Here is a 13,421-nt window from a genome sequence, read left to right as displayed (position 1 = left end):
CTCGCGGTGACCGGGGCCGGGGTGACGCCCGGGTATGCGGCGATGCCGCTGCCTGCGGCGCCCTGGGAGTACGAGACGATCTGGCGTACCCAGCCGCAGGTGCGGACGGTCATCGGCTTTCTGGCCCGGAACATCGCCCAGCTCGGCATCCATACGTTCCGTCGGCTCAGTGACACGGACCGGCAACGGCTGACGGATCACCCGCTGCCGCGGCTGCTGGCGGAGCCGATGCCGGGGATGACGCAGTACCGGTTCGTCGAGCGGATCGTCTCCGATGTCGCCCTGTACGACGACTGGTTCGGGATCAAGCTGAGGCTGAACGGGCAGCTGCGGATCCTGCCGGTGCCTCCGTCTCTGATCCGCCCTTACGGCGGGAACTGGATCAGGCCCGAGTACTACGAGACGGCGGGCGGCCGGGACTTCGCGGTGGATGAGGTCATCCATATCCACGGGTACGCGCCCGACAACCTGACGGTCGGTTCGTCGCCGATCGAGTCGTTGCGCGAGTTGCTGCTGGAGTCGTCGGAGGCGGCCAAGCAGCGGGCGCAGATGTGGAAGGGCGGCGCCCGTCTGACGGGCGTCATCGTCCGGCCGGACACCGCGCCGGACTGGGACGCCAAGGACAAGGCGCGCTTCCGGGAGATGTGGCGGACGTTCTCCTCTGGCGGCGGCGCCGAGGGCGGCACGCCGATCCTTGAAGACGGCATGGACTACAAGACGGTCGGCTTCAACCCGGAGCAGGCCCAGTACATCGAGGCCCGCAAGCTGACCCGCGAGGAGTGCGCCGCCGCGTACTTCATCCCGCCGCCGCTGATCGGGATCCTCGACCACGCCACGTACAGCAACATCAAAGAGCAGCACGCGCACCTGTACCAGGACACGCTCGGGCCGTGGATGGTGATGCTGCAGCAGGAGATCGCCGCTCAGATTCTGCCGGACCTGCCCGGCAGCAACGCGGACGTGTACTGCGAGTTCAACATCGATTCGAAGCTGCGGGGCTCGTTCGAGGAGCAGGCGGTCGCGGCGTCGACGGCGACGGGCCGCCCGTGGATGACGGTGAACGAGACCCGGGCCCGGAACAACCTGCCGTCCATCGAGGGCGGGGATTCGCTGATCACGCCGATGAACGTCACCGAGGGTGGGCTGGCGTCGCCCCGGGATACGGCTCCGGAGCCGGAGGCGCTCCCAAAAGGGCGTGGCCTGGCGCTGGTCAAGAGCGGCAGGCCGTCTGAGCTCGGCACCGTGCAGGGCCAGCGGGACGCTTTCACTGAGGCGCTGGTGAAGTTCACCGAGCGTGCCGCGTCCCGTCTGCTGACTGCCGCTGGCGCGAAGGCTGACGGCATGCCGGACCTGATTTCCCTGTGGGCTGCCGGCTCAGCTACCCGGGTCGCCCAATTGGAGGCGCTCCTCGCGGATCACGGCTATCAGCTGGCGCAGCTCGGCGCGTGGGAAGTCCTCGAGGTCCACAACCCCGAGGCGGAAAACTGGTCGGCCGAGGTGATGCTCGCCTGGATTCTGGCCGCCGCCCAGACGTATGCGGCGCAGCACGAGGAGGCCGGCCTGAAGGCGGTCACCCGCGTGCAGGAAGAGGGCGGCGAAGGCTGGCGTGAGGCTCTCCAGGGTGCGGCAGCGACGTGGGCGTCGGCGGCGGTCACTCGCGCGGCGACCGCCGCGACCGAGCTGCGCAGCTTCGGGGGCCATGACGCGGCGTCGGCGTCAGGTCTCGTCAGGAAGGTCTGGCGGACCGGTGGCCGCAATCCGCGGCCTTCACACAAGGCGCAGGACGGTGAGGTCGTCGCGCTCGACGACGTGTTCTCGAACGGTCTGCGCTGGCCGGGTGACGGGTCGGGCCGGACTGAAGAGCTCGTGAACTGCAACTGCACTCTCGACTACGCGAGGGGAGACTGATCGTGCAGACGAAGGATGCCCCCGCGCGGGTGAAGGCCGCAGGGGAAGAGGACGGCCTAGGGGCGGGCGAGTTCACCGCCCTCGTCTCCGTCTTCGGCAATGAAGACTCGGTCGGGGATGTGGTCATGCCGGGTGCCTTTGCCGATGACCTGGCCCGCTGGAAGCAGTCCGGTAACCCGATTCCGGTCATCTGGTCCCACGACTGGGGTGATCCGTTCTCCCACATCGGCTCGGTCACCGAGGCGAAAGAGACGACGGCTGGACTAGTCGTGACAGGGCAACTCGACCTGAGCAATCCCAAGGCCGAGCAGGTCTTCCGGCTGCTCAAGAATGGCCGCGTCACTCAGTTCAGTTTCGCCTACGACATCCTCGACGGAGGTTGGGGCGAGCGGGACGGCGGCGAGGTGTACGAACTTCGCAAGCTCAAGATCCACGAGGTTGGCCCTTGCCTTGTTGGGGCGAACCAGGAGACCGAGCTCCTCGCCGTGAAGGCGGCGCGTGTGGCTTCCGGTGCGAAGGCCGGCCGGGTCCTGTCCCAGAAGAACTTCGAGTCCCTCCTCGCCGCACACACGGCGATCGGAGAGGTGCTCGACGCGGCCACGCCCGAGAAGGCGACGGCTGCACCCAGCAAGAACGGTGCCCCCGGCCAGCCGGGTCCCGAGAAGGCCGACGGCGAACAGCCCTCCGCCACGCCCGAGGACACCCCGCCCGCCAAGACGGACACCGGAGAGAAGGACATCGACAGCAGCATCGAGGAAGAGGCCGCCGCCAAGGCCGCCGCCTCTGCCCGTCTGCGCACCGAGCTGCAGCTGAAGGAGCTGGAGCTCTCGCTCACGGAATGAGGATCACATGCCCAGCAAGATCGATGAGCTCAAGGAGCTCATGAAGCACCACCTCCTCGAGGCCCGAGAGATCACGAAGAAGGCCGAGGAGGACGGCGACCGCGACTTCACTCCCGAAGAGGCCGGCCAACTGCGCGAGCACATGGCGAAGGCCACTGAAGCGAAGAGCGAGATCGAGCGTCTCCGCGGCAACGACGAGCTGAAGAAGACGCTCGCCGACCTCGGCGACGACATCGCCCTGAACGCCAAGACCGAGCAGGACGGCACCCGGCGCACCGCGTCCGGCTTCCACCTGCCCGAGCGCGGCAAGTCGCTGGGCGAGCAGTTCACCGAGTCCGCCGAGTACAAGGGGCTGCTGGCGCAGGCCCGCGGCGGCACCTTCGGCGCCAAGCAGCGCGTGCAGTCGGAGATGTTCGGGGTGAAGTCGCTCGTGACGGGCGGCTCGGACACCTCCGCGGGCGCGTTCGTGCAGAACGACTGGCGCGGTCTGCAGGTCGGTCTCGACGTCTTCCAGCGCCCGCTGCGCATGCGGGACGTTGTCACCAACGGCAACACCACCTCCGACACGGTCGAGTACGTGCGCGTCACCTCCGTGACGAACAACGCGGCCCCCGTCGCCGAGGCCACCAGCTCGGCGGCCCCGACCGCGCCCGGCGGGGCGGGAGCCCTCGTCAACGCCACCGGCGGCGGCTATAAGCCGGAGTCCGGGCTGGCCCTCGCGAAGGTCACCACCGCGGTCAAGACGATCGCGCACTGGATGCCCGTCACCAAGCGGGCCCTGTCCGACGCCGCGCAGATCCGCACCCTCATCGACGCGTTCCTCCGCTACGGCCTGGAGGAGGAGCTCGAGGACCAGATGGTCCAGGGCGACGGCACCGGCGAGAACTTCGAGGGGCTGTCGAACGTCAGCGGCATCCAGTCGCAGGCGTGGGACGCCGATGCGCTGACCACCACCCGCAAGGCCAAGACCAAGGTCCGCACGGTGGGCCGGTCGGTCGCCAACGCCTACCTGCTCAACCCCACCGACCTCGAGACCCTGGACCTGCTGCAGGACAACGAGGCCCGCTACTACTTCGGCGGCCCGGCCGGCACCGGCGGCGCGGGCACCCTGTGGGGGCTGCCGGTCATCGAGACTGAGGCGGTTCCGGCGGGCACCGGCTACGTCGGCGACTTCCGCAAGGCCATCCTGTGGGACCGCGAGCAGGCCACCATCCAGATGACCGACAGTCACCTGGACTTCTTCGTCCGGAACCTCGTCGCAATCCTGGCGGAGATGCGCGCAGCCTTCGGGGTGCTCCAGCCCAATGCATTTGTTGAGATCGACCTCACGGCCTGATCTGAACAAATAGCTCTACCGGTGCAAGCCATCCCGATAGAGTGCAGAGAACAAAATCTGCACCTCGGAGGTCGAGATGGCTCGCACTGGCAGGCCGAAGGTCGAGCGCCTTGTCGTGGCCTGCGCTGGCTGCAACAAACAGATGGAGCGTCGCGCTTCAGACCTGGCTCGCCTGAAGACTGGCCGGGCGTTCTGCTCGACCGAGTGCAGGAACAGCGCGGGGTCGAAGCCGCGCCGGGGTGCGACTGTCGCTTGCGCCGAGTGCGGCGCCGAGATCTACCACCCCCTGGGGCGGCAACAGAAGTTCTGCAGCAAGCAGTGTCACGACCAGGGGCAGCGTGCAGACAGAGTGACGACGGTGTGCGCCGCGTGCGGAGATCAGTTCAGTCATCGCCGATCCTCCCTGCGTAAGTACTGCTCCAAGGTGTGTGACGCGAACGGCCGAATGGTTCGTGTACTTGATCGAGAGCACAACGGCCGACCGGCTCGAATCAACGCGGCCGGCTACGTCATGGTCTGGGAGCCGGATCACCCAGCGTGCTACGACGGGTGGCTCCTCGAGCACAGGCTTGTCGCAGAGCGAACCCTGGGTCGGCGCCTCGAAACGGCCGACGAGGTGCACCACATCAATCGCGACAAGGCTGATAACCGTCCCGAGAACCTCGCGGTTCTCTCCGGACCCGACCACTCGTACATCACCGCGCTGGACAACTGGCGGGACCTCAGGGAGCTGAAGCACCAGCTGGCCAGGTACCGCGAGTTGTACGGCGAGCTACCGGAGGAATGACATGGCATACCTCAACCCGGCAGCGGGCGCGGCCCGCGAGGGCAAGCAGGCGGCAGCGGTCGCCGATGCGGCAGCCGCCACGTCGGTCGTCGCCGCCGGAGCCACCCCGACGAAGGCCGAGTACGACGCGCTGCGCGCGGACTACCTGGCGCTGCGCACCAAGGTGAACGGCCTGCTCGCAGCACTGCGCACCGCTGGACTGCTCGCGCCGTGAGCCTGTTCGTCCGGCAGACGGCTGGAGGGCGGTGCCCGTGCGGCGCTGAGCATGCGACGTGCGGCCCGCCCTCCGACGTCACGGCACTCGACATCCCCATCCAGGAGGTGGCCGCTGTGGGCGGTCCGCTGAAGAAGTACCGGTTCACCACCGGCACCGGACACGAGACGATCCTCAAGCTGAGCACAGCCGACGCCGAGCTGCGCGGCCTGAGCGACGATGATCTCGTCGGCGCCGAGCCGGCGGACGGGCAGAAGGCTGCGGTGGCTCCGAACAAGGCCCGCGCCACGTCGTCCAACAAGGCTCGCTCGCCGCGGGGCAAGGGCGGCGAGGGCGGTGGCGACTGAGTTCCTGGCCGATCCCGATGAACTGTCCGTGTGGCTGGGCAAGCCGCCCAACGACCCGAAGCTGCTGGCTGCGCTGAGGGCCGCAACCCGCCGCTTCCGAGGGGCAGTCGGCCACGACGTGGACCTCGTCGTCGATGACGAGGTGACGCTGGACGGCAACGGCCGCGAGTCGCTGTTGCTGCCGGTGTGGCCGACGACCGCAGTGACGTCGGTTGCACTGGACGGCGAGACTCTCGTCGAGGGCACCGACTACTCGTGGTCGGAAGCCGGCCTGCTGCGCCGCCTCGGCGGCCGGTGCTGGCCCGACCGGTTGCGCTGCCTGGACGTGAAGTACAGCCACGGCTGGAACCCGATCCCGGAAGACGTCCAGGAAGTCGTCATCGACCAGGCCCGCACGATGTACAACGTCGTGCCAGGCGTGCAGTCCCGGGCGGTCGGCGGGCAGTCTGTCGCCTTCGGTGTGACTGCTGCGGTCGGTGTCTCGGACCAGTGGTCGAAGGCCGTTGCTCGGCACAAGGTTCGCACGGGGAGCGATGCCTGATGATGTTCAATCAGAGCGCGGTGCGGGTCCGGGCCAGCACCAAGACGGACCGGGGCGGCAACACCGTCCCGGACTGGTCGCCTGGTGCGGTGAACCGGCTGACGGTGACGGACCTGAACATCCAGCCCAACACTCAGGCCGAGACCGACGACGAGCAGCGCAACGCTGTCGTCACCGGCTACCGCGTGCAGTCGGCCGAGGGCACCAGCCCCGACATCAAGGCCACCGACCGCATCGACTGGCGCGGCCAGATCTACGAGGTGGACGGCGAGGTCGCGGCCTGGCCCGAGCTGTCCACCGACGCCGTCCACCACATCGAGTTCGTGATGGTGCGCGCCACCGGATAGGAGGCTGCCGTGCTGGAAAAGTTCGAGCTCGACACTCGCGGGGTGCGTGAGGTGCTCCGCAGCGACGGCGTCCGGCAGATGGTTGACGGGGCGGCCGAGGATATTCGCGCCCGTGTGCGGGCGAAGCTGCCCCCGGGCACACCGGTGCAGATCCGCGCCTACACCACCGACCGTGGCGCGGCCAGCGTGACCATCGCGCACGCGCGCGGCATGGGCTGGCAGGCTCGCGACGGCGTGTTCACCCGCTCGGTGTCCGAGGCCGGGATCGAGTTCAAGGCGTGGGGCGGGCAGTGAAGCGACTGCTCGTCTTCAAGGACTCCCAAGCCGCGGGTGCGGGGGTGCTGCGAACGGCTCTGGCTGGGCGGCCGGAGCCGTTCGCAGCCGACGTGACGGTCGGCACCCGAGTGCCGTCCAGTCGCTCACCGGAGGAACAGTTCCGGTACGTGCTGGTCCGCAAGGACGGCGATGCTCCGCACTCCTCCATGGCGATGTCGCGGGTGCTGCTGCGCGTCACGGCGTGGCACGAGGACGCCGACCAAGCCCACGACCTGGCGATGCTCTGTCAGGGTCTGCTCGTCTGCCACGACGGCAGCGTGCTGTCCGCGGTCCGCCCCAACGGAGGCCCGCTGCCCGGTACCGATCCCGACTCGGGGGTCGACCTGTCGACCTTCACCGTGCGCGTCAACGTGCGCGCGGACGTCCTCGAATAACTCCATAAGCCGAACCGCGACTCCACCCCCTGTACCGAGATGAGGAGGACGCCGTGGCCGGCGACCCGCTGAAGGCAAATCTGTGGACGGACGCGGACGTCTACATCTCCACCAACCTGTCCGCGACCCTGCCCGCGAACGCGGGCACCCCGTTCGGTGTCGACTGGGATCTGGTCGGTCTCCTCGACGGCGACGAGGGTTTCCCGGAGTCCCGCGACGAGGACACCGACGACAAGTTCGCCTGGGGCGGCATCCTCGTCCGCACGTCCCGCAACCACTTCAAGCTGACCAAGAGCTTCACGGCGCTGGAGGACAACGCCACCACGTACAGCCTGCTGTGGCCGGGCTCGTCGGCGACTCAGATCGTCGTGCCCCGCCCAGCGAAGGTGCTGGTCGCGTTCGAGACCCGCGAGGGCGACAAGGTCCGCCGCCTCATCTCGGCGAACTACGCCGAGGTGTCCCTCGACGGCGACCACGGCGAGAACGAAGCGGACCTCGAGTCCATGACGTTCGCCGCCACCATCTACCCCACCGGCGGCGGTGTGCTGTTCACCCGGCAGACCACACCAACCCTGGCCAGCCTGTCGGTGACCCCGTCGACGCTGACCCTGGCGGACGGTGAGATCGGCGCGCTGACAGCGACCGCCACCTACGACGACGCCTCCACCACCGACGTCACCGCCCAGGCGAACTGGGCGTCTTCAGCCCCGGCCGACGCGACGGTGAGCGCCGGCTTCGTGACGGCCGTGGACCCGGGATCGGCGACGATCACCGCCACCTACGAGGGGCAGTCCGACACCTGCGCCGTCACCGTCACCTGATGAGCCGCCGGGGACGCGGAGGTTCGTCGCGGTTCGGCCGCGTCCCCGGTGCATACACCGAACCGCGAGGAGTCACACCATGAAGGTCCAGTTCACCGAACCCGAGATCCGGGCGAAGGCCATCGAGCTCGGGCTCATCAAGGGCAGCGACGAGCTGCCGCGCAGCATGCGCAGCCGGCTCATCGCTGTCCTCATCCAGGAGGCGGCCCCCCGCTTCCGCACCGAAGCCGCCCCGGTCGCCGAGACGGTACGCGTCCAGCCGGGCGGGTCCGTGGACATCGACGGCAAGCCGTTCCCGTGGATGGTCCAGGCCGACCGCATCGAAGTGGCCCTGGAGCCAGACGGCTCCGGGCTGGTCAGGCTCACCCTGCCCGCCCGCAACATCCAGATCACCCAGCCCGCAGACGAGAGCGAGTAACCGCGATGAGCACCACCCGAACCGCGAGCAAGCCGGCCGACAACGAGCCGTTCGACTTCAACCTCGACGCCGTCCAGGCCGAGGTCGACCTGACCCCGTGGCGAGTCCACTGGAACTCCCGCCGCTGGGAGTTCCAGCACTCCGAGGCCCTCGACGTGTGGGAGCTGATGGAGGGGGCGGAGCGCGGTGAGATCGGCGCCACCGTCGGCATCTTCAAGCTGGCCCTCGGCGAGGAGCAGTACACCGAGTTCCGCAAGGTGAAGATGCCGCAGTTTAAGATGAAGGCCCTGTTCGAGGGCTACAAGAAGCACTGCGGCCTGGGGGAATCGCAGGCCTCGTCCGACTCCTGAGGGAGCACGGCGAGGCGGTCCAAGCCGACCTGCGGGACCACTACGGCATCCGCCTGTCCGACCTGTTCCGGCGCGACACCTACGGTGTGCCGCTGCTGACGTGGCGCGAGCTCCGCGGGTACATCCGCCAGCTTCCCCCTGACGCGCGCACCCGCCTAGCGCTCGGCGACGAAGACGGCGTCTGGGGCCTGCAAGAGCACCTGACCGCCGTGGTCATTGACGAGTTGCGCACCGCCAACTGGCAGCGCAGCAACGAGGGCCGCAAGCGCAGCGAGCAGTCACCGAGGCCCAAGCCGTTCCCGCGGCCCGGCGTCGGCGGCAAGAAGCCGCAGCGTGACAAAGCCGGACCGGCCCGCCAGGAGGCAAGGCAGCGGGCCATGCGCCGGGCGGCCGAACGTAAACGCGCCCTGGCCGCGGGCGAGATCACCTGACAACCGCATACCGAGGGGGTGCCATGGCGAACGTCGGCTACGCCACGCTCCAGATCATCCCCTCGGTACGCGGCATCGGGAACGAGATCCGAAGCCAGCTCATCGGCCCCGCCGAGGACGCGGGCGAGCAGGCCGGGCAGGCGGCCGGCGGCAGCCTGAAGGAGAAGCTCCTCATCGGCGCCGCCGCAGCAGGCGCAGCCGCCGGAGCCCTTCTCGTCGCGGGCATCACTGAGGCCATCGACCAGGCGAACATCACCTCACGGCTGCAGGCCCAGCTCGGCGCCACCACCAAGGACGGCGCCCGCTACGGGAAGATCGCCGGGGAGCTGTACGCCAAGGGCATCACCGAGACCGTCGAAGAGGGCGCAGAGGTCATCCGGTCCGTCATCAACGCCGGACTCGTCCCCCCGGACGCCACGAAAAAGCAGCTCAAGGCGATCAGTTCGCAGATGGCGGACGTGGCCAGCACCTTCGGCACCGACATGTCGATGCAGACGCAGGCCGTCTCGGCGATGATGAAGAACCGCCTCGCCCCGGACGCCAAGAGCGCCCTGGACGTCATCACCGTCGGCATGCAGAAGCTCGGGCCGAACGCCGATGACCTCCTGGAGACGTTCCAGGAGTACAGCGTCCAGATGCGCAAGCTCGGCATCGACAGCGAAGAAGCGCTCGGCCTGTTCCGGCAGGGCATCAAGGGCGGCGCCCGCGACACCGACATCATCGCCGACGCGTTCAAAGAATTCTCCATCCTCGCGGTCAACATGAGCGACACCTCGCGCGACGCCTACAAGGCCCTCAGCCTGGACGCCGAGAAGATGGAGAAGCAGATCGGTAAGGGCGGCGACTCCGCGCAGCGGGGCCTGCAAACCGTCCTGGACAAGCTGCGATCGATGAAGGATCCCGTCGCCCGCGAGGCGGCGGCTGTCGGCCTCTTCGGTACCCAGGCCGAGGATTTGGGTGCCGCCTTGTTCAAGTTGGACCCCGGCAAGGCCACGTCCGTGATGGGGGACGTGAAGGGCGCGGCAGCCGACCTCGGCAAGACGCTGCACTCGGGCCCGGGTCACGAGATCGAGGTCTTCACTCGGTCGCTGAAGCAGAACTTCGTCAACGTGATCGGCGGGCAGGTGCTGCCGCTGGTCTCCTCTGTCGCTCGCGGCTTCAACGCGTACCTGCTGCCGCCGCTGAAGGGCGTCAGCTCGGTCGTCATAGGGGTTCTCGTTCCAGCGCTGCGGGGTCTGTGGTCGGCGGGCGTGGCCGTGGTGGGATGGCTGCGGGAAATGGGTACGTGGCTGATCCCGGTCGGGATCGCCGTCGGCGGCCTGACCGCTGCCATCCTCGCTCAGCAGATCGCTACGGCCGCGGTGACGGCCGTGTTCGCCATCTACCGCGGCGCGATCCTCGCCTGGACTGTGGTGCAGCGCGGGGCGACCATCGCCCAGGCTGCGTTCAACGCAGTGATGAACGCCAACCCGGTGATGCTGGTGATCACGGCGATCGTCGCTCTGGGTGCCGCGCTGTACATCGCCTACCAGCGCTCAGAGACGTTCCGCAGCATCGTGCAGGCCGCTTGGGCAGGTATCCAGGCGGCGGCCATGTTCGCCTGGAATTCCGTACTCAAGCCTGCGTTCGCTGGGCTGATGGTCGGGCTGCGGGCGCTCGGCGCCGCCTTCTCGTGGCTCTGGTCCTCCGTGATCAAGCCCGTGTTTTCGTTCATCGATACGGCCGCGCGGATCCTGCTCACGGTGATCACGATCGTCGTGTTCGGGCCGATCTACCTCGCGGTCAAGCTGCTCGGCGCCATCTTCTCCTGGCTCTGGACGAACGCGATCAAACCTGTGGTCGGCTGGATCCGCGCCGGGCTGGCCGTGCTTTGGGCCGGAGCGAAGGTGAGCTTCGGCCTCTTCATGGCTGGAGTGCGCGCCCTCGGCGCGGTCTTCTCCTGGCTCTGGCGCAACGCGGTGAAGCCAGCCCTGGGGTTCATCGTCTCCGGGGCGAAGTCGGCCTGGTCCGGAGCGAAGATCGTCTTCGGGTATCTGACGGCTGGGCTGCGCACCGTCGGCGGCGTGTTCACCTGGCTCTGGCGCCGGGCCGTGGCCCCGGCGCTGGCCGGGGTGCGCTCCGTTCTGACCACCGTCTGGGAGTCCGGGATCCGCCCGGTCTTCGACCGACTGCGTGCTGGGACGTCCCGGGTCGCCGCTGCCTTCGAGACTGCCCGCAAGGGGATCAAGCTGGCCTGGGATAAGGTCTCCGACATAGCGCGTAAACCGGTCGTTTTCGTCGTAAACACCGTGTACGGCAAGCTGCGTGGCGTCTGGAACACCGTAGCCGGAGCCTTCGGCGCACCGAAGCTGCCCGCGTACAAGTTCGCCACCGGCGGCGTGCTGCCCGGCTACACGCCAGGTCGGGACGTGCACTTGGCGGCCCTGTCCGGCGGCGAGGCCGTGATGCGTCCGGAGTGGACCCGCGCGGTTGGCCCCGGCTACGTCAACTTCATGAACGCGGCTGCACGATCCGGCGGTGTCGCCGGTGTGCAGCGTGCCCTTGGCCTGCCCGCATTCGCGGACGGCGGCATCTTCGGTTGGGTGAAGTCCGCTGCATCGAAGGGCGTCGACCTGGCGAAGTCGGGCGTGGACTGGCTGAAGGACGGCATCAAGGCGTCCGCGCTCTCGGGGATCAACGGCATCGTCAAGCCGCTGATCAACAAGATTGCCGGATCGGCGTCCCTGTACCGGGAGATGATCACCCGCGTCCCGAAGAAGATGATCAGCACGATCCTCGACTTCTCCGGCGCCGCCGACAAGAAGCTCGAAGCCGCGGGCATCGGAGGCAGGGGCTTCAAGTCCGCGCTCAACTTCGCCCGCTCCCAGGCGGGCAAGCCCTACATCTGGGGCGGCGTCGGGCCCAAGGGCTACGACTGCTCGGGCTTCATGAGCGCCATCGAGAACATCATCCGCGGCATGAAGCCCTACTCCCGCCGCTGGGCCACCGGCGCCTTCTCAGGCGCGATCGCCCCGTCCGGGTGGGTGCGCGGCGCCCGATCCCCGTTCATGGTGGGCATCACGAACGCGGGCGTCGGCCACACCGCGGGCACGCTGAACGGGACTAATGTGGAGTCGCGCGGCGGCGACGGCGTGGTCGTGGGCGCCCGAGCCCGCGGCTACCGGGACAGTCTCTTCACCGACTGGTACGGCCTCAAGGGCTACTCCAAGGGCACCCGCGGCGCCACCCCCGGCTGGGCCTGGGTGGGCGAACTCGGTCCCGAGCTCGTGCGTTTCGGCGGCGGCGAGGAGGTCCTCAACCACCGCGATTCGCTGCGGTTCGCCTCCACCATGGGGTCCCTACCCGGATACGCCAAGGGCACCAGCAGTGCCAAGCTCCGGGCCGCGGCTCGCAAGCAGGTCCCCGGCGACCTCACCGCGGTGACCAAAGCCCTCACCGGCTCGGCGGCCGACATCAAGAAGGCCTTCGGCGAACTCGTGAAGGATCTGAAGGCCGCTGGCGGGGCGGGCAAGACGCTTGCCGCGTCCAGCAGCAAGGCGTCCGCGAAGCTGCAGGCCTTGGCCAAGCAGCGCGACTCCGTCGACGCCCGACTGGAGGCGGCGCGGTCCGCGGCAACCGACCAGGCGAAGACCGCGGCGGACTTCATCGGCCTGTCCAACGAGTCGAGCGCGGCCTCGGTCGCCGACCTCATCATGGGCATGCAGCAGCGGCAGTCCACGGTCAAGGCCTTCCAGGGCACGATCGCCGGGCTGTCCAAGCGGGGCCTGAATCAGGATCTGATCAGTCAGCTGGTAGCGATGGGCCCGGACAGCACGCTGGCCACCCTCGTGGCCAGCGCGAACAAGGACCAGCTGGCGCAGCTCAACAAGCTCGCCAAGTCGGGTGCGGCACTGTCGACCAGCTACGGCCGCACCATGGCCGACGCCATGTTCGACGCCGGCAAGAACGCGTCGAAGGGCTTCCTCACCGGCTTGGTCTCGCAGGAGAAGGAGCTCCAGGCGGCAATGAACAAGCTGGCGGGCGGCCTGGTATCCAGCATCAAGAAGAAGCTGAAGATCAAGTCGCCGTCGCGGGTCACCCAGTGGCTCGGCGAGATGACCGGTGCGGGCGTAGGGGTCGGCCTGGACAACACGGCCAGCACGGTTGCTGCGGCTGCCGCCCGCGTGGCGGACGCCGCCGTACCCGCGGTGGAGCCGGCCGCATCAGCCGGGCAAGGGCTGACCGCTTCCGGTGGCGCACTGCCCCGCAAGATTCGGCTCGTCGTCCGCGACCGCGAGTTCGACGCCTACCTGGAAGAGGTCGCAGACGGTCGCGTCGACGTGGCGATGACCACCCTGCGCCGCACCGTGAAGGCCCGAGGATAGGAGGC

15 protein-coding genes are annotated in these 13,421 nt (G+C 68.5%); all 15 read left to right on the top strand.

Annotated features, from left to right (window positions below; all coding sequences use genetic code 11):
* Nucleotides 1–6 precede the first annotated feature (6 nt).
* The 15 genes from ACFU3E_RS16965 to ACFU3E_RS16895 all read left to right on the top strand — a co-directional run bounded on the left by ACFU3E_RS16965 (nucleotide 7) and on the right by ACFU3E_RS16895 (nucleotide 13,416).
* On the top strand, nucleotides 7–1,908 hold the full coding sequence (locus ACFU3E_RS16965) for a phage portal protein (RefSeq protein WP_384157946.1): 1,902 nt from the start codon (nucleotides 7–9) through the stop codon (nucleotides 1,906–1,908).
* Between the two features lie 2 nt (nucleotides 1,909–1,910).
* The gene (locus ACFU3E_RS16960) at nucleotides 1,911–2,750 is read left to right on the top strand and encodes an HK97 family phage prohead protease (RefSeq protein WP_384157943.1); all 840 of its coding nucleotides are present in this window, start codon (nucleotides 1,911–1,913) and stop codon (nucleotides 2,748–2,750) included.
* A 7-nt stretch (nucleotides 2,751–2,757) separates the two neighbouring features.
* Nucleotides 2,758–4,086, top strand: coding sequence for a phage major capsid protein (locus ACFU3E_RS16955; protein ID WP_384157940.1), 1,329 nt, complete (start codon nucleotides 2,758–2,760; stop codon nucleotides 4,084–4,086).
* Nucleotides 4,087–4,510: 424 nt separating this feature from the next.
* Entirely contained in the window at nucleotides 4,511–4,873 is a 363-nt protein-coding gene (locus tag ACFU3E_RS16950) for an HNH endonuclease (protein WP_384157937.1), read from the top strand.
* Nucleotide 4,874: 1 nt separating this feature from the next.
* Entirely contained in the window at nucleotides 4,875–5,087 is a 213-nt protein-coding gene (locus ACFU3E_RS16945) for a hypothetical protein (protein ID WP_384157934.1), read from the top strand.
* Nucleotides 5,088–5,203: 116 nt separating this feature from the next.
* Nucleotides 5,204–5,434: a hypothetical protein gene (locus ACFU3E_RS16940; protein WP_384157932.1), complete on the top strand. Its 231-nt coding sequence runs from the start codon at nucleotides 5,204–5,206 to the stop codon at nucleotides 5,432–5,434.
* 28 nt (nucleotides 5,435–5,462) lie between these two features.
* The gene (locus tag ACFU3E_RS16935; protein WP_384157929.1) at nucleotides 5,463–5,975 is read left to right on the top strand and encodes a mobile element protein; all 513 of its coding nucleotides are present in this window, start codon (nucleotides 5,463–5,465) and stop codon (nucleotides 5,973–5,975) included.
* The gene (locus ACFU3E_RS16930) at nucleotides 5,975–6,322 is read left to right on the top strand and encodes a hypothetical protein (RefSeq protein ID WP_384157926.1); all 348 of its coding nucleotides are present in this window, start codon (nucleotides 5,975–5,977) and stop codon (nucleotides 6,320–6,322) included. The genes ACFU3E_RS16935 and ACFU3E_RS16930 overlap by 1 nt, the downstream gene beginning before the upstream one ends.
* 9 nt (nucleotides 6,323–6,331) lie before the next feature.
* Complete coding sequence (locus ACFU3E_RS16925) at nucleotides 6,332–6,616, top strand: hypothetical protein (protein ID WP_384157923.1); 285 nt, start codon at nucleotides 6,332–6,334, stop codon at nucleotides 6,614–6,616.
* Nucleotides 6,613–7,032, top strand: coding sequence for a hypothetical protein (locus ACFU3E_RS16920; protein ID WP_384157920.1), 420 nt, complete (start codon nucleotides 6,613–6,615; stop codon nucleotides 7,030–7,032). Before ACFU3E_RS16925 ends, ACFU3E_RS16920 begins: the two co-directional genes overlap by 4 nt.
* Before the next feature lie 53 nt (nucleotides 7,033–7,085).
* On the top strand, nucleotides 7,086–7,853 hold the full coding sequence (locus tag ACFU3E_RS16915) for an Ig-like domain-containing protein (protein ID WP_384157917.1): 768 nt from the start codon (nucleotides 7,086–7,088) through the stop codon (nucleotides 7,851–7,853).
* A gap of 79 nt (nucleotides 7,854–7,932) precedes the next feature.
* On the top strand, nucleotides 7,933–8,271 hold the full coding sequence (locus ACFU3E_RS16910; protein ID WP_384157914.1) for a hypothetical protein: 339 nt from the start codon (nucleotides 7,933–7,935) through the stop codon (nucleotides 8,269–8,271).
* A gap of 5 nt (nucleotides 8,272–8,276) precedes the next feature.
* Nucleotides 8,277–8,621, top strand: a complete 345-nt coding sequence (locus ACFU3E_RS16905) for a hypothetical protein (RefSeq protein ID WP_384157911.1) — start codon at nucleotides 8,277–8,279, stop codon at nucleotides 8,619–8,621.
* 86 nt (nucleotides 8,622–8,707) lie between these two features.
* Complete coding sequence (locus tag ACFU3E_RS16900) at nucleotides 8,708–9,052, top strand: hypothetical protein (protein WP_384157908.1); 345 nt, start codon at nucleotides 8,708–8,710, stop codon at nucleotides 9,050–9,052.
* Nucleotides 9,053–9,075: 23 nt separating this feature from the next.
* Nucleotides 9,076–13,416, top strand: a complete 4,341-nt coding sequence (locus ACFU3E_RS16895; protein WP_384157905.1) for a phage tail tape measure protein — start codon at nucleotides 9,076–9,078, stop codon at nucleotides 13,414–13,416.
* Nucleotides 13,417–13,421: the final 5 nt, after the last annotated feature.

The organism is Streptomyces sp. NPDC057424, assembly GCF_042803315.1.
Lineage (GTDB): Bacteria > Actinomycetota > Actinomycetes > Streptomycetales > Streptomycetaceae > Streptomyces.
This window is presented reverse-complemented; position numbering and strand designations above follow the sequence as displayed.